Origin of the sequence: Phycicoccus sp. HDW14 (assembly GCF_011383005.1) — a bacterium.
GTDB lineage: Bacteria > Actinomycetota > Actinomycetes > Actinomycetales > Dermatophilaceae > Phycicoccus.
The window spans coordinates 3,415,078-3,431,500 of record NZ_CP049935.1; the positions used below are offsets into that span (position 1 = coordinate 3,415,078).

Here is a 16,423-nt window from a genome sequence, read left to right on the forward strand (position 1 = left end):
CCGGAGCCGACCCCCCCGCCACCGCCCCCGGTCGAGCACACCGTCGCCCCGAGCCCGAGCCCGAACCGGTGGCCGACGACGTGCCGGTCGCCGACGTCACGACCTCGCGCGGCGGCCTGCCCCGCTCCGACGAGGACCTCGACCGCCCGGTCGTCCTCGCCGTGCTCTGCCCGGCCGGCCACCACTCACCGCCGCACGCCGGCCGGTGCCGCACCTGCCGGCGCGAGATCCCGCCCCAGCAGCCGACACCCATCCCGCGCCCCCCGCTCGGGGTGCTGCGCATCTCCACCGGCGGCGTCGTGCCGCTCGATCGCGGGGTCCTCCTCGGCCGGGCGCCCCGCGTCAACGAGGAGCTGCCGGCCAACCAGCGCCCGCACCTCATCCGGGTGGGCGGCGTCGACCGCGACATCAGCCGCAACCACGCGGAGGTCGTCCTCGAGGGCTGGCACGTCCTCGTCCGCGACCTCGGGTCGACCAACGGCACCACCGTCGCGCTGCCCGGCGAGGAGCCGGTCCGCCTGCGCCCCACCGAGGACCAGGGCATCGAGCCAGGCACCGTCATCACCCTCGCCGACGAGGTCTCGCTGACCTACGAGGTCGAGGGATGAGCCCAGCCGACGCCCCGGACATCCCGGGCCTGGAGTTCGTGCGCCCGCTCGGCTCCGGCGGGTACGCCGACGTCTACCTCTACGAGCAGCAGTCACCGCGGATGAACGTCGCGGTCAAGGTGCTCAAGCGCCAGGGCCTGACCACGGCGATCCGCCGGCAGTTCGTCGACGAGGCGAACACGATGGCCCAGCTCGCCGACCACCCGTTCATCGTCCAGGTCTTCCGGTCCGAGCAGACGGCCGACGGCGGCGCCTACCTCGTCATGAAGTACTACCCGCCGCCGAACCTCGCGCAGCGGGCCAAGGCCGAGCGGCTCACGGTCGAGGAGGTGCTGCGCACCGGCATCCAGCTCGCCAGCGCCGTCGAGACCGCGCACCGGGCCGGCATCATCCACCGCGACATCAAGCCGGCCAACGTCCTCGTCAGCCAGTACGGCCAGCCCGGGCTCACCGACTTCGGCATCGCCGGACGGGGCGGGCACGCCGAGGACGTCGACGAGGACGTCGGCGTCTCGGTGCCGTGGTCGGCGCCCGAGGTGCTCTACGGCCAGTCCAACGGCGACTCCCGCAGCGACGTCTACTCCCTGGCCGCGACGCTGTGGCACCTGCTCGTCGGGCGCTCGCCGTTCGAGCAGCCGGGCGGCGACAACTCCGCGTACGCCCTGATGCCGCGGATCCGCGCCACCCCCGTGCCGACCACGGGGCGCGCCGACGTACCGGTCTCGCTCGAGCGGCTGCTGTCGCACGCGATGGCCAAGAGCCCCGACGGCCGCCCGCAGACCGCCCTCGAGCTGGCCCGCGGGCTGCAGGCCGTCGAGCGCGAGCAGCGGCTGCCGAGCACCTCGGTCGTCGTGCTCGACGAGACCGGTCGGACGACGAGCGCCGACGTGCCGTCGGCCCGCCCCGGCGGCCTCGACGAGCAGGACCGCACCAGCGTGCGCGCCGTCTCGGTGCCCAGTGCGCCGGGGCCCGCGCACACGCCGGTCGAGGCCCCGCTCGACGACGACGAGGACGGCCCGGCGACCATCAGCGGCGGCGTCGTGCTCGGCGTGCTCGCGCTGCTCGTCGTCGTCACCGTCGGGGTGCTCGTCTGGGCGGTCAACCGCGGCGGCGAGGACGAGGTCCCCACACCGGCCCTGAGCACCCGCACGAGCACCGGCGCCCCGACGAAGGTCGTCGACGCCCCCGAGCAGCCGGCCATCGACGCCCGGTCGGCGGCCGGCGCGGTGACCTTCTCGTGGAACTACGTCGGCGCCGAGGCCGACGACTTCTTCCAGGTGCGGGTCGCCTCGTCCGAGGCCGCCGTCGCCGACGCGCGACCCATCATCGTCAAGTCCACGGCGAGGTACTCGGCGAAGGCGGCGCCGGGGAAGACGGTCTGCGCGCAGGTGCGGGTGTCCCGGAAGTCGGGCATCTACTCCCCGCTGTCACCGATCCGCTGCGAGAGCGCCGGATGACGATGTCGTTCCGAGAGAGGGGGCCCCGATGGCCGTGACCGTCGAGTTCTGCGGCGAGGAGTTCGTCGCACCCGAGGGCCGACCGCTGACCATCGGTCGGGTCGCCGACGTCGAGATCGACGACAACCCCTACCTGCACCGGGTCTTCCTCCAGGTGCACCACGAGCACGGGCTGTGGTGGCTCAGCAACGTCGGGTCGACCCTCACCGCGACCGTCGCCGACACCAAGGGCCTCTTCCAGGCGTGGCTCTCGCCGGGCGCGCGCATCCCGCTGGCCCTCGAGGCCTTCACGGTGTGGTTCACCGCCGGCCCGACGACCTACGACTTCGACATCGTCGTCGAGGACACCCCGTTCGTGTCGGTCGAGACCGCCGCCGAGCTCGAGCCGGAGGACTCCAGCGCCCAGACCACGGTCGGGCGGGTGTCGATGACGCCCGACCAGAAGCTGCTCGTCGTCGCCCTCTGCGAGTCCTTCCTGCGCACCACGTACGCCGGCGGCGGGCAGATCCCGTCCTCGGCGGAGGCGGCCCAGCGGCTCGGGTGGACGGTCACCAAGTTCAACCGCAAGCTCGACAACGTGTGCCAGAAGCTCGCCGACGCCGGCACCCGCGGCCTGCACGGCGGGCCCGGCAAGCTCGCGAGCAACCGCAAGTCCCGGCTCGTCGAGCACGCCCTCTCGACCCGGATGGTCACCGAGGTCGACCTGCGGCTCCTGCCCGACCCCGCCTGACCGGGCGCCCCCGCTCGAGGCCGCGCCCGGGTAGTCCTCCCCATGGCCCCGGGTCCCGGGTGGCGCCATCCTGATGAACAGCGACCACCTCGCGGTTACGCTGGACCGGCGTGCCCGGCGGGGGAGCCGGGACGGGGTCCCAGACGATGACGAGGAGCTGACGTGACACGGGTCGGTGCTGCGCGCGCGCGCGTGGCGAGGAACCGCGCCCGACGCCGCACCGCCGGCGTCGTCGCCGTCACCCTCGTCGCCGCGGGCCTGGGCTACGCCGCCGTGGCCAGCGACGGAACCACCGTGCACGAGAGCGACCTCCACGACGCCGGGGTGTGGGTCAGCTCGGCCCAGCAGGCGAAGTTCGCCAAGGCCAACGTGCCCATCGGACAGCTCGACACCGGCGTGGCCACCGACGCGGCCCCCGGTGCCTCGCTCGACGTCCTGCAGGACGGCGCCGTCGTCCTCGGCCTCGACTCCGGAACCGGCGAGCTCTTCCCCCTCGACGCGCGCACCTCGGCCGCCGGCGACCCCGTGGCCGGCGTCGCCGCCGTCTCCGGGGCCCGGGGCCGCTTCGCCCCCCGCCCGGTCGACCTGCGCGGCGGCACCCTCGCCCTCCTCGAGCCGTCCACCGGCAAGGTCTACGCCCAGCGGGTCGACCCCCAGGCCGGCACTGCGACCTTCCCCGACGTCGCCGTCGGCGCCAAGCCGGTCGCGACCGTCGGGAAGAACGCCGCGATGGCGGTCGGTACCGACGGTGTGGTCCACGTCGTGTCCGGAGCCGACGGCAAGGTCACGAGCATCGCCCCGGCCGCCACCGGGTTCCGGGCGCCCGTCGTCGTCGGCACGGAGCTGCGCTCGAGCCTGCCCGACATCACCGCGGTCGGTGCCGACTGGGTGGCCTACGACGCCGGGTCCGACCGGGTCTTCACCGCCGAGAAGCCGTCCGGCCTCGACGCCCAGGTCACCCTCGAGGGCAACCGGGTCGCCGCGCTCCAGCAGCCGGGCCCGGAGTCGCCGACGGTCGTCGTCGAGGGCGTGGGCCGGGCCGTGCAGGTGCCTCTCGACGGTGGCGCCTCCCCGGGCGGTGTGGTCGTCGGAGAGCAGGTCAACCGGGTGCCCGGTGCCACCCTCGTCACCCGACCGGTCGTGCTCGACGGCTGCGTGCACGCCGCCTGGGCCGAGCAGGAGCGCGTCTTCTACGGCGTCAACTGCGGCCGCACCGGCGACCAGCCCACCGCCACCCTCCCCGCCGACGGCGAGCAGTCGACGCGCGACGGCGTGGCCTTCCGGGTCAACCGCGGCCTCATCGTGCTCAACGACCTCGACAACGGCGGGGTGTGGGACCTCGACGACAAGCCCAAGAAGATCGACAACTGGGACGCGCTGACCCCGCCGGTGCGCCAGGACGACAAGAACAAGAAGAAGGACGAGAACCTCGTCGACGAGGCGAGCGCCAACCAGCCGCCCAAGGCCGTGCCCGATGCCGAGTCCGTGCGCCCGGGGCGCACGAGCAAGCTGCACGTCCTCGACAACGACACCGACGTCGCCGGGTCGGTGCTGGCCATCGACCAGCGCGACGTCACCCGCCCGAGCATGGACGGCGTCACGGCCAGCGTCTCGGCCGACGGCCAGGCCATCGACGTCTCGGTCCCGCCGCGCACCGAGAACCAGACCTTCGAGTTCTCCTACAAGGTGAACAACGGCAAGGCCACCTCGAAGGAGTCGGCGAAGGTCACCGTCCGGGTGGTCCCCGACAGCGTCAACGGCGCCCCGGCCCTCCGGCAGGGCGGGGCGAAGCTCGCGGCGCAGGTGTACCCGGTCATCGCCGGCCGCCGCCTCTCGGTGCCGGTGCTGGCCGACTGGCGCGACCCCGAGAACGACGTCCTCGCCGCCCGGGCCGACGTCGAGGGCGGGGTCGTCGACGGCCAGGGCCGGGTCACCCTCACCGCGCCCACCGAGGAAGGACGCCAGCCCGTCGGCTACGTCGTCACCGACGGCCGGGGCGGCACGACCAAGGGCACCGTCAACGCCCAGGTCATCTCGCCCAGCGGGGACTCGAAGTTCGTGGCGCCCCGCACCCAGCCCGATGCCGTGCGCGGGGTCGTCGGCAAGCCGCTGCAGGTCGAGCCGCTCGGCAACGACGTCGCCGGCGCCGACCCCGGCGAGCCCGACGCCACGCTCCGGCTGCGCTCCGAGGTGCGTCCCGTCGGACCGCTGCAGGTCGACACCGACCTCGCCACCGGCCAGGTCACCGTCACCGGGTCCGCCCCGGCACCTACGAGCTGACCTACTCGGCCACGACCGGCGCCGGCGCGGCACCCGGCCGCATCCGCATCGACCTGACGCCGCCCCCGGAGGGCGCGCCCCCGGTCGCCGTCCCCGACACCGCGACCCTGCACGACCAGGCGCCCACCGTCGTCGACGTCCTCGCCAACGACTACAGCCCCCGCGGCGACGTCCTCGTCACGGCCGCGACCGAGCCGGGCACCGACTCCTCGTGGCTCCAGCCCTCGATCTACCAGGGCCGCTGGGTGCGGGTCGAGGCGCTCGACCCCGCGCCGGCCGGCGACACGGGCCGCCGGGGCGTCGTGCGCTACACGGTCAGCGACGGCACGCAGCGCACCACCGGTGAGATCGAGGTCCTCCAGCAGGGGGCGCTCACCGATGCCCTGCCCCTCGTCCAGGACGACAAGGCCGTCGTGCGTGAGGGCGACACCGTGTCGATCCCGGTGCTGGACAACGACACCATGGCCGACGGCATCCCGCTGCGCCTCGACCCCGCGAGCGTCAAGGTCATCAGCAAGGGCGACGCCCAGCGGGCCTTCGCCTCGGGCAACGTCGTCCGCTACGTGCCCGAGGCCAAGGGGCTCAAGGCGGAGAAGTTCGTGACCATCGAGTACGCCGCCTACGCGGACGGGCTCAAGGCGCGCGCCCAGACCGCCCGGGTGCGGGTGCAGGTCACGCCGCTGCCGAACGCCCAGCGGGTCAACCAGGCCCCGGTCGCGCGCAGCTTCACGGCGACGGTGACCGCCGGCGACCCGATCACGATGACCGTGCCGACCTTCGGCGTCGACCCCGACGGCGACTCCGTGTCGGTCACCGGTGTCGTCGGCACGGACGGCAAGGCCGTCGACCTCACCCTGGGCCGGGTCGTCGGCATCGGGCCCAACACCATCCGCTACGAGGCGTTCCCGCTGGCCGCCGGCACCGAGGTCATCACCTACGAGGTCCGCGACCGGTTCGGGGCCACGAGCCGGGCGACGGTGCGGGTCGGGGTCGTGCAGCCCGGCGACCCGCAGCCCCCCGTCGCCGTGCCCGACGAGGTGTTCGCGGCCCCCGGCAAGACGGTCACCATCAAGCCCCTGACCAACGACCTCATCGCGCGCGGCGACGTCGTCGAGGTGCAGACCGACGGCCTCAACCCGTCGGACACGTTGAAGCAGTGGCGGATCGACGCCGACCACGTGCTCCAGACCAAGGTCCCCGACGACACCACCGCGCTGCACCAGCTCGTCTACGGCATCAGCGACGGCCTCTTCGACCCCAGCCGCGCGACCGTGCTCGTCCGGGCGGTCAAGGGCTACCTCAACCCGCCGGTCGCCAACGACGACGTCGCCGCGCCCAAGCCCGGCGAGACGAGCACCCTCGTCGACGTCCTGGCCAACGACACCGACGTCGACTCCGACCCGGCCACCCTGAAGATCGTCGACGTGCTCTCGCCCGACGCGGCGGTCGAGGACGGCCGGGTGCGCGTCAAGGTCCTCGACCACCCGTACGCGGCGCCGTACGTCATCGAGGACGAGGACGGCCAGCGCGCGATGGCCGTCGTCAACGTGCCCACCGGTGCGAACGGTCAGCCCTTCGTCGTCGCCGGCAAGGTCATCGAGATGGACCCCGACTCCACCGAGACCGTCGCGCTCAACGACTACGTGAAGTCGCCCCGCGACCGGGTCGTGTCGGTGACCACCGCCGACACCCTCAGCGCCTCGCCCGCCCAGGACCTGTCCGCCTCGCTCACCGACAACAAGACCCTCCAGCTCACCTCGGCGAACAAGTACGTCGGGCCGGCGGCCCTGATGGTCGAGGTCACCGACCAGGACGCGGTCGGGCAGAAGGACTTCGGCACGGCGTACGTGTCGATCCCGGTGCAGATCGGACCCAAGGTGCCGCTGCTGCGCTGCCCCGACGGCGCCGTCACCGTGCAGGCCGGCGGGCTCGACCGCACCATCGACATCCCGACCCTGTGCCACGCCTGGCTCCCGGTCGGCCTGACGATGGACGACATCGACTTCGAGACCCGCTGGGAGACCGAGGCCGACGCCTCCTTCCGTGCCGACGGCCCCGGCAACCGGCGGGTCACCCTCTCGGCCGCGGCCGACGCCACGACGTCCACCGGCAAGCTCGCGGTCTCGTCGCGCGGGATGGCCGCGCCGTCGGCGATCAACGTCCGCGTGGTCGGCGGCGAGGCCCAGGCCCCGGCCCGGCTCCGACCCATCAGCGTCACCGGGCTCGAGGAGGGTCAGTCCCGCACGGTCGACGTCTCGACCTACCTCGACTCCCCGCTGCGCGAGCCCTCCTGCTCGATCACGGGGGCTCGGGTCGAGTCCGGCAGCGGCCTGACCGCGAAGGCATCCGGCTGCACCCTCACCCTGACGGCGGGTGCCAAGCCGTCGCAGACCGCCTCGGTCGCGCTGACGGTGAGCGACGGCCCGAACCGCGAGACCACCGGTCGGGTGTCGGTGACCCTGCTCGGCCGTCCCGGCCAGCCGCGCCAGGTCCAGGCCGTCGCCGACCGCGACGCCGGCGGCCAGGCCCGGGTGTCGTGGCTCGCGCCCACCTACGACGGCGGCTCGGTCGTCACCTCCTACGTCGTGCGCTACACCGGCGGCTCGAGCGGCCAGGTCACCTGCTCGGCGAGCCCGTGCACGGTCACCGGCCTGACCAACGGCCAGGACTACCGGTTCACCGTCGCCGCCGTGAACGGCATCGGCGAGGGCGACCCGTCGGCCGCCAGCGCGGCCGTGCGGCCCGACCGGCTGCCGGAGGCCGTCATCGGCGTGCGGATGGTCGCGCGCGGCGACGGCAGCCTGACCATCGGGTGGGACGAGCCGGTCAACGAGGGCAGCGCCCTGCGCAAGTACGTCGTGCGGCTCATCTCCTCCGCCGGCGCGACCAAGACCCAGGACGTTCCGGCGACCTCGCGCCAGGCGGTCGTCACCGGGCTCGACAACATGGCCGAGCAGTCGGTGCAGGTGCAGGCCTGGAACGAGCTCGGCGCCGGGCAGTTCGGGCCGGCCGTGACGATGCAGTCGGCCGGCCGCCCGGGAGCGCTGCCCGCACCGGCCATCGCCGCGAGCGGTCCGGGACCGGCCGCCGACTCGGCGACGCTCACCGTCTCGTGGGAGCAGGGCTCACCGAACGGCCCGCCCACGACGCGGTACTCGCTCTACCAGCGGGTCGGCGGCGGCGCGTGGAGCAAGGTCACCGACACCGCACCCGACGTGCGGTCGGCCGACGTCGTCATCCCCTACGACGGGCGCACGTACGAGTACACGGCGACGCTGACCAACGGCGCCGACCTCGAGTCCCCGCAGGCGAACTCGTCGAGCTTCACCTCGGTCGGTCAGCCGAGCAACCCCACGGTGTCGCTGTCGACGCCCCGCGCGGACCGGTCCATCGACGTGGCGGTGGCCGTCGGCCAGCCGCGCGCCGGCAGCTTCAGCGCCATCCGCTGGTCGTCCAGCGACGGCCGCTCGGGCACGCACACCTGCGGCTGCACGCCGGGCACGACGGTGCCGTTCAGCATCTCGGGCTTCGACACCAGCCCGACGCGCAGCGTCACCATCACCGCGTGGACGGTGAACTCCGGTGGGAGCGAGTCGAACCGGGCCAACGACTCGGCCATCCCCTACGGCGCCACCCTCACCCCCACCGGGTTCAACGGCCAGCGCAACGGCAACGACGCGGACTGGTCCTGGAACCTCCCGGAGAACGGTCGACCGATCGACCAGGTCGAGGTCGACGGTGACGGCGGCGGCACGTTCGGTGGCGGCCGGACGACGCACCACGTCAACGGCAGCCCCGGTGGGTCCTACACCATCCGCGTCCGGTCGCACTCGGCCGCCGGCTGGTCCGGGTGGACGAACCGCATCACCGTCACCATCCCCGTGCCCGACCCCGAGGTCTACAACGTCCACAAGGGACCGGGCTACATCCCGCCCAACGGCGTCGGGTCCTGCGCCAGCAGCCCCTGCCCGCGCGTCAACTTCGACGTCCGCAACTTCCCGGCCGGAGGTGGCGGCTGGACCGTGGGCGTCTACAAGTCCAACGGGTCCGAGCTGTACACCTCGAGCGTCCAGTTCTTCCCGAGCTCGGACGGGACCGGGACGACCGGTGAGACCGGCAACACCGCGAACTGGCGCAGCACCGGCATCGTCATCGCCAACGGCAACGGCCCGCTCTACGTCCGGCTCTGCCGTGGCGGCACCTGTTACCGCTCGGGGGACGTCGGATGGTGACCCCCTTCTCGACCCCGACCCCCTGCTCCTCCACGGAAGGAACACCCGCATGACCGTCTCGCCCGACCAGGCCGCCTGGTTCTCCCAGACGTTCTCCGCCATGGTCGCCAACGTCGACAAGGCGGTGCTCGGCAAGGAGCACGTCATCCGGCTCGCCCTGACCTGCATGCTCTCCGAGGGCCACCTCCTCCTCGAGGACTTCCCCGGCACCGGCAAGACCCAGCTGGCGCGGGCCATGGCCGGCACGGTCAAGGGCACGAACTCGCGCATCCAGTTCACCCCGGACCTGCTGCCCTCCGACGTCACCGGCGTGACGATCTACGACCCGAACAGCAAGGTCTTCGAGTTCCACGAGGGCCCGATCTTCGCGACCATCGTCCTCGCCGACGAGATCAACCGCGCCTCGCCGAAGACCCAGTCGGCGCTGCTCGAGGTGATGGAGGAGGGGCACGTCACCGTCGACAAGACGCGCCACAGCGTCGGCGAGCCGTTCATGGTCATCGCCACCCAGAACCCCATCGAGCAGGCCGGCACCTACCGCCTTCCCGAGGCCCAGCTCGACCGGTTCCTCATGAAGACGACGCTCGGCTACCCCGACCACGATGCGACCGTCCGGGTGCTGCGCGACGCCGCCACCCGTGACCGCACCAAGGCCCTCGAGCCGGTCGTCACCTCGCAGGTGGTCAGCGACATGGCCGAGCTCGCCGACGAGGTGCACGTCGACGACGCGATCCTCGACTACGTCTCGCGCCTCGCCGAGGAGACCCGTCGGCACGTGAGCATCCGGCTCGGGCTGTCGGTGCGCGGCTGCCTCGCGTTCGTCCGGTGCGCCAAGACCTGGGCGATCAGCCAGGGCCGCGACCACGTCGTCCCCGACGACGTGAAGATGCTCGCCCAGCCGGTGCTCAACCACCGGCTGCTCGTCACCGCCGAGGCGCAGTTCGCCGGGATCTCGGTCGCGCAGGTCATCGACCAGATCCTCGCCGAGGTCGCCCCACCGACCGAGCGCGTCGCCGTATGAGCGACCCCACCGGGCTGCCCGAGGACTCCGAGTCGACGGTCCGTCGCTCGGACCTCACGCCACCCCGGCGCCGCGAGGCGCCGGCCGTGCCGCGCGCCCGGTGGCCGACGACGGCTCCACCACCTCGCGCGGGGCCCTGCGCACCGGAGCCGGCGCCGGCGCCAACGCCGGACCCGGTGCCGGACCCGGCGCGGCCAAGCGCGGCCGCGGCGAGCGGGGACCCAAGCGGCGCAAGGGTCCTCGCGTCAGCCTGCCCCGGCTGCGCAGCACCGGACCCGGCCGCGAGGACGCCCCCGCGGCGCGGAAGCCGGCCCGCCCCACCACCCGGGGCCGCACCCGCGCCGACGGCCAGACCCGCACGATCACCCTGCCGCGCGTGCAGGTGCCGAGCGCCCTCACCGACACCGGCGCGCGCATCCTCGTCCTCACCGGCAGCCGGATCCGCCCCCTCGCCGAGCAGACCCGTCCGGTGTGGCACCCCGTCGTGGAGGTGCTGCGCTGGGTCTCGGCGCTCGGTTGGACGGTGCTGGCCATCGGCCTGCTCGGCTGGTGGCTCGCCGCGCACTACGCCTGGGCCGAGCTCGGGATGGTCGCCGCTGCGTGCCTCGTGCTCGTCGTGGCCTGCCTCCTGCTCGCCCTCGACCGCGCCAAGGTCCGCATCCGCGCCGACGTCGAGCCGACCCGCGTCACCGTGGGCGAGCCCGCCACCGGCCGGGTCGCCGTGACCAACGGGTCGAAACGGGCGATGCTGCCCCTGCTCGTCGAGCTCCCGGTGGGGCACACCGCCGCCCGCTTCACCCTGCCGGCCCTGGCCTCGGGTCGCACGCACGAGGAGCTCTTCGTCGTCCCGACCCACCAGCGCGGTGTCGTGCCCGTCGGCCCGGCGACCACCGTGCACGGCGACCCGCTCGGCCTGGTCCGCCGCACCGTCGAGTGGACCGAGCGCACCGAGCTCTACGTCCACCCGCGCACCATCTCGCTCGACAACCTCGGCGCCGGCCTGCTGCGCGACCTCGAGGGAGAGGTCACGCCGGACCTGTCGATGTCCGACCTCGCCTTCCACGCCCTGCGCGAGTACCAGGCCGGTGACGACCGCCGGTACGTGCACTGGCGCTCCTCGGCCAAGCACGGTCGCCTCCTCGTCCGGCAGTTCCTCGACACCCGGCGCTCGCACCTCGCGCTCGTCGTCGACACCACCCCGGACGTCTACGCCGGGGGCGAGGACGACGTCGAGATGGCCATCTCCTGCGCGGCCTCGCTGGCCCTGCGCTCGATCCTCGACGAGCAGGACACGACGGTCGTGTGCCACGGCGAGACCGCGTCCCGCACCACGGCGCCGCTGACCCTCGACGCGCTCTCCCGGGCCGAGGTCGGCGACCTCGACCTCTACGCCTCGGTCGGCCAGGCGTCGGCGCTGGCCCCGGACGCGAGCATCGCGGTGCTCGTCACCGGGGTCGAGCGGCCCTTCATCCAGGTGCAGCGCACCCTCGACCAGTTCGAGCCCGAGGTCGTCAAGGTCGCCCTGGTCGTCGACCCCGAGGTGCCCGTCGGCGTGCGCCGGCTCGGCTCCATCGTCATCCTCCACGTCCGGGAGCTCACCGACCTGCGACGGGTCCTCTTCTCGGGAGCGCTGGCATGAGCGGCACCGCACCGACCGGCGACCGGCCGGCGGCCCCCAGCCTCGCGACCGCCCTGCGCGGGGGCGCCGCCGCCCGCCGCCGCCCGCAACGCGACCCCGACGCCCCCGGATGGCTGGCCACCGCGCTGCCCGACCGCGACGCCCTCGTCGACCTCGGGTTCGCCGCCGCGCTCTGCACCATCGCGCTCGTCGGGATGCGCACCGGCTTCCTCGGGGTCGAGTGGGTCGTGGCCGCCGGCATCGGGCTGGTCCTCGGCCTGCTCATCGGCCACCTCGCCGGGACCCTGCGCTGGATGGCCCTGACGACCTTCCTCGTCCTCACGGCCACCTACTTCCTCCTCGGCGGTCCGGTCGCGGTGCGGGACAACCTCGTCGGCGGCGTGCTGCCGACCCCGCAGACCTTCGTCGACCTCGCGACCTGGGCGGTCACCGGCTGGAAGAAGTGGCTGACCCTGCTGCCGCCGGTCGACGCCCGCGGCCCGGTCGTCGCCCTCCCGTGGCTGGCCGGCCTGCTCGGCGGAGCGCTGACGCTCGGGGTGGCGCGCCGGTGGGCCGGCGTGCCCGTCGTCGCCGTCGCGCCGCTCGCCCTGCTCGCCGCCTCCATCGCCTTCGGCACCTCGCAGTCCGCCGCCCTGCTCGTCCAGGGGGTCGGGTTCGCCGCCGTCCTCGTCGCCTGGCTCGTCGTCCGGGCCCACCGCTCGCGCCCGCCCGTGCAGAACGGCGCGGGCCGGGGGGTGCGCCTGGCCACCGGGGGCGCGCTCGTCGTCATCGCGCTGCTGGCCGGCACCTTCGCCGGGCCGACCCTGCCCGGCACCTCGGCCGCCGAGCGCCGCGAGGTCGTGCGCGACGGGCTCGTGCCGCCGCTCGACGTCTCACAGTTCGCCAGCCCGCTGCCCGGGTACCGGCGCTACACGGAGCCCAACGACGCCAAGCTCTACGACCAGGTCGTCCTGCGGGTGCAGGGGCTGCCGTCGGGCGTCCCGGTGCGGTTCGCGACCCTCGACCACTACGACGGGCTCGTCTGGGGCGCCGCCGACCGCAGCGCCGACGGCGTGCCGTTCCAGCAGGTCGGCTCGCGCATCGCGGCCACGCGCGAGGGCCGGTCGGTCGACGTCGAGGTCACCGTGCCCGACGGCGGCTACCGCGGCAACTGGCTCCCCACGGTCGGCGACCCGACCCGCGTCCAGTTCTCCGGCCCCCGGGCCGACGAGCTCGCAGACGCCCTGTGGCTCAACACCGACACCGAGACCGCCGTCGTCTTCGCCGGGCTGCTCGGTGGCGAGACGTACTCGATGACGGCCGTGCTGCCCGAGAAGCCGGCGGCCGAGCTGCCCAAGGAGCTCGACGTCGCGACCGGCGCCTCCACCGGGGTCGACACCGACTTCCTCGACTCGCGCATCGACGCCTGGACCTCGCGGGCCGAGGGTGGCGCGTGGTCGAAGCTGCGGGCGTTCGCGACGGCGATGCGCACCGAGGGCACCTACACCGACGGCGGCACCCCGAACAGCTTCGAGAAGGTCTACCTGCCCGGCCACGCGGTCTCCCGGCTCAGCCGGTTCGTCGGCTCGAGCAAGCTCGCGGGCAACGACGAGCAGTACGCGGCGACCCTGGCGCTCGTCGGGCAGCGGCTCGGCATCCCGTCACGCGTCGTCATGGGCGCGACCCCGCAGGCCGGCGGCGACGTCCGCGGCAAGGACGTCCACGCGTGGGTCGAGGTCCGGCTCGACGACGGCAGCTGGTACCCGCTCGGCTCGCAGACCTTCGTGCCGAGCCGCGACAAGACCCCGAGCGAGCAGCAGCTGAAGACCGAGGAGCAGAAGGTCGGCGCCCAGGTGCCGCCCCCGGCCGGGGTCAGCCCGCCGTCGGTGCTCCAGGGTCCGGACCAGGCGCAGAACGCCACCGACGTCACGAAGCGCAAGAAGAACCCGTTCGACGTCACGGCCTGGCCGCTGTGGCTGCAGGTCCTCGCGGGCCTGGTGCTGCTCGTCCTCCTCGCCGTCGGCTACGTGGCCCTGCTGCGGTGGCTCAAGCGCCGCCGCCGGCGCAAGCACGTCGGGCTCGGGCCGGTGCCCGGACGGGCGGCGTGGGTGTGGCGCGACCTCGTCGCCGAGGCCCGCTCGCTGCGGGTCGCGGTGCCGCGCGGGGTCACCCGTCGCGAGCAGGCGCACGCCATCGACGCCGCCGTCGTCGAGGCCTCCCTCGGTGCCGGCGAGCCCGGGGAGCCGGTGCGCGCCGCCGCCCTGCCCGACGACGTCGTCTCGGCATCGTCGGTCGCGGCCGCCGTCGACGCCGTCGTGTTCGGCCCCGGCGAGGGCGACCCCGCCGCGACCGACGCGCTGCACGGGCACGCCGAAGCCGCCCTGACGACGATGCGCACGGGCGTCGGCCGGTGGACGCGGCTGCGCTCGGACGCCGACCCGCGCCCGCTGCTCGTCCGTCGCGAGCGCACCGGGGCGAGCCTCGCGTGGTGGCGCCGGCTGCGGCTCCCGAACCTCCCGCGCCGCGGCGGCAGCGACCCGACCCCGGCCTGACCCCGTCGCCTTGTCGACCGACGGCCCACGTCGGGGACGCGCCGCCGGCACAGCGAAACCGCAGCGTGACGGGGCCGGCCGCGCAGCCGATCCGCAGGGCGGCGGACGAGGGTGCTGGACGAGCCGGGGAGAGCCTCCGGGGAGGACGAAGGAGCACCAGCATGAAGCGGATGATGACCTCGCTGCTCGCGGCGAGCACCCTGACGGCGGCCGTCGTGGCCGCGGCACCCCTCGCGGCCGAGGCGGCCGGCGCCCGGCCCGGGTTCAAGGCCCCGTTCAACTGCGGGACGACCTGGCGCGGCAGCGCGTGGACCGTGTCCGACGGCCACACCCACAACCCGCTGAAGTCGGTCGACTGGAACTGGGGCTCCGGGGAGGACGACAACGGCAAGCCGGTGCGCGCCTCGGCCGCCGGCACCGTCGAGTTCGCCGGCACCGGGGGCGGCGGCTACGGGAAGATGATCGTCATCAAGCACGGCACGAGCGGCTGGAAGACCCGCTACGCCCACCTCAAGGACGGCTCGATCCAGGTCGCCCAGGGCGCGCACGTCAGCCAGGGCCAGTTCATCGGCCGGGTCGGCAAGACCGGCGGCCAGTCCTCGTCGCACCTGCACTACGAGCAGATCCGCGACGGCAGCGTCGTCGACGCCGTCGTCCAGGGCGTCACCTTCGCGCCGAACAGCGTGCACTTCATCAAGAGCACCAACCACTGCTGAGCGCACGCGAGCGGGGCGGCACCCGGAAGGGGTGCCGCCCCGCTCGGGCGTGCTCGGGTCGGGCTGCGGCTCAGCGCTCCTCGGTGCCCGCGATGAACGCCTCGAGGCGGGCGCGGCCGACCTCGTCGGGGCGCTGCTCCGGCGGGGACTTCATGAGGTAGGACGACGCCGACAGCAGGGCGCCGCCGATGCCGCGGTCCTTGGCGATCTTCGCCGCGCGGATGGCGTCGATGATGATGCCCGCCGAGTTCGGGGAGTCCCAGACCTCGAGCTTGTACTCGAGGTTGAGCGGCACGTCACCGAAGGCGCGACCCTCGAGGCGCACGTACGCCCACTTGCGGTCGTCGAGCCAGGCGACGTAGTCGGACGGGCCGATGTGGACGTTGCGGTCCTCGGTCTTGCCGGCGAGCGACCCGGTGAGGTTGCTCGTGACGGCCTGGGTCTTGGAGATCTTCTTCGACTCCAGGCGCTCGCGCTCGAGCATGTTCTTGAAGTCCATGTTGCCGCCGACGTTCAGCTGGTAGGTGCGGTCCAGCTGCACCCCGCGGTCCTCGAACAGCTTGGCCATGACGCGGTGGGTGATCGTCGCGCCGACCTGGGACTTGATGTCGTCGCCGATGACCGGCACACCCGCGGCCTCGAACTTCGCGGCCCACTCGGGGTCGGAGGCGATGAACACCGGGAGGGCGTTGACGAACGCGACGCCGGCGTCGATGGCGCACTGGGCGTAGAACTTGTCGGCCTGCTCCGAGCCCACCGGGAGGTAGGAGACGAGGACGTCGACCTGCGCGTCACGCAGGGCGGCGACAACGTCGACCGGCTCGGCACCGGACTCGTCGATGGTCTGGCGGTAGTACTTGCCGAGGCCGTCGAGGGTGTGGCCCCGCTGGACGGTGACGCCGGTGGTGGGGACGTCGGCGATCTTGATGGTGTTGTTCTCGGAGGCGTTGATGGCCTCGGCGAGATCCTTGCCGACCTTCTTGTCGTCGACGTCGAACGCGGCGACGAACTCGACGTCGCGGACGTGGTACTCGCCGAACGCGACGTGCATCAGGCCGGGGACGGTCGCGGTCGGGTCGGCGTCCCGGTAGTAGTGGACGCCCTGGACGAGCGAGGAGGCGCAGTTGCCGACTCCGACGACGGCGACGCGGATGGAACCCATGGCTTGCTCCTGTGACGGGGGTTGGGGACGGGGATGGACGGGCGGGG

10 protein-coding genes are annotated in these 16,423 nt (G+C 73.7%); 9 read left to right on the forward strand and 1 reads right to left on the reverse strand.

Going from position 1 to position 16,423, the window contains the following annotated elements; translation table 11 throughout:
* The first annotated feature begins 68 nt into the window (after positions 1 to 68).
* The 9 genes from G7075_RS16835 to G7075_RS16875 all read left to right on the forward strand — a co-directional run bounded on the left by G7075_RS16835 (position 69) and on the right by G7075_RS16875 (position 15,214).
* The gene (locus G7075_RS16835; protein ID WP_166123548.1) at positions 69 to 608 is read left to right on the forward strand and encodes an FHA domain-containing protein; all 540 of its coding nucleotides are present in this window, start codon (positions 69 to 71) and stop codon (positions 606 to 608) included.
* Positions 605 to 2,065, forward strand: coding sequence for a serine/threonine-protein kinase (locus G7075_RS16840; RefSeq protein WP_166123550.1), 1,461 nt, complete (start codon positions 605 to 607; stop codon positions 2,063 to 2,065). Before G7075_RS16835 ends, G7075_RS16840 begins: the two co-directional genes overlap by 4 nt.
* Before the next feature lie 28 nt (positions 2,066 to 2,093).
* Positions 2,094 to 2,795 (forward strand): hypothetical protein, encoded by a 702-nt coding sequence (locus G7075_RS16845; RefSeq protein ID WP_166123552.1) that lies wholly within the window; start codon positions 2,094 to 2,096, stop codon positions 2,793 to 2,795.
* A 162-nt stretch (positions 2,796 to 2,957) separates the two neighbouring features.
* Positions 2,958 to 5,075 carry an Ig-like domain-containing protein gene (locus tag G7075_RS16850; protein ID WP_166123554.1) on the forward strand — a complete coding sequence of 706 codons (2,118 nt, stop codon included), beginning with the start codon at positions 2,958 to 2,960 and terminating at the stop codon, positions 5,073 to 5,075.
* 107 nt (positions 5,076 to 5,182) lie between these two features.
* Positions 5,183 to 9,307 (forward strand): Ig-like domain-containing protein, encoded by a 4,125-nt coding sequence (locus G7075_RS16855; protein ID WP_371814257.1) that lies wholly within the window; start codon positions 5,183 to 5,185, stop codon positions 9,305 to 9,307.
* A 49-nt stretch (positions 9,308 to 9,356) separates the two neighbouring features.
* Complete coding sequence (locus G7075_RS16860) at positions 9,357 to 10,328, forward strand: MoxR family ATPase (protein WP_166123558.1); 972 nt, start codon at positions 9,357 to 9,359, stop codon at positions 10,326 to 10,328.
* Positions 10,329 to 10,428: 100 nt separating this feature from the next.
* A complete protein-coding gene (locus G7075_RS16865; RefSeq protein ID WP_240917709.1) occupies positions 10,429 to 11,967 on the forward strand; it encodes a DUF58 domain-containing protein in 1,539 nt (512 codons plus the stop codon).
* Entirely contained in the window at positions 11,964 to 14,498 is a 2,535-nt protein-coding gene (locus G7075_RS16870; protein ID WP_166123560.1) for a transglutaminaseTgpA domain-containing protein, read from the forward strand. Before G7075_RS16865 ends, G7075_RS16870 begins: the two co-directional genes overlap by 4 nt.
* Positions 14,499 to 14,659: 161 nt before the next feature.
* Positions 14,660 to 15,214 (forward strand): M23 family metallopeptidase, encoded by a 555-nt coding sequence (locus G7075_RS16875; protein WP_205860548.1) that lies wholly within the window; start codon positions 14,660 to 14,662, stop codon positions 15,212 to 15,214.
* 70 nt (positions 15,215 to 15,284) lie between these two features.
* Here the strand turns inward: G7075_RS16875 and G7075_RS16880 are convergent, their stop codons facing one another.
* Positions 15,285 to 16,376, reverse strand: coding sequence for an inositol-3-phosphate synthase (locus G7075_RS16880; protein ID WP_166123562.1), 1,092 nt, complete (start codon positions 16,374 to 16,376; stop codon positions 15,285 to 15,287).
* Positions 16,377 to 16,423: the final 47 nt, after the last annotated feature.

Coding starts and splice junctions, on each gene's coding strand:
- G7075_RS16840 (WP_166123550.1), top strand. CDS start 605: ATGAGCCCAGCCGACGCCCCGGACATCCCGGGCCTGGAGTTCGTGCGC.
- G7075_RS16845 (WP_166123552.1), top strand. CDS start 2,094: ATGGCCGTGACCGTCGAGTTCTGCGGCGAGGAGTTCGTCGCACCCGAG.
- G7075_RS16860 (WP_166123558.1), top strand. CDS start 9,357: ATGACCGTCTCGCCCGACCAGGCCGCCTGGTTCTCCCAGACGTTCTCC.
- G7075_RS16870 (WP_166123560.1), top strand. CDS start 11,964: ATGAGCGGCACCGCACCGACCGGCGACCGGCCGGCGGCCCCCAGCCTC.
- G7075_RS16875 (WP_205860548.1), top strand. CDS start 14,660: ATGAAGCGGATGATGACCTCGCTGCTCGCGGCGAGCACCCTGACGGCG.
- G7075_RS16880 (WP_166123562.1), bottom strand. CDS start 16,376: ATGGGTTCCATCCGCGTCGCCGTCGTCGGAGTCGGCAACTGCGCCTCC.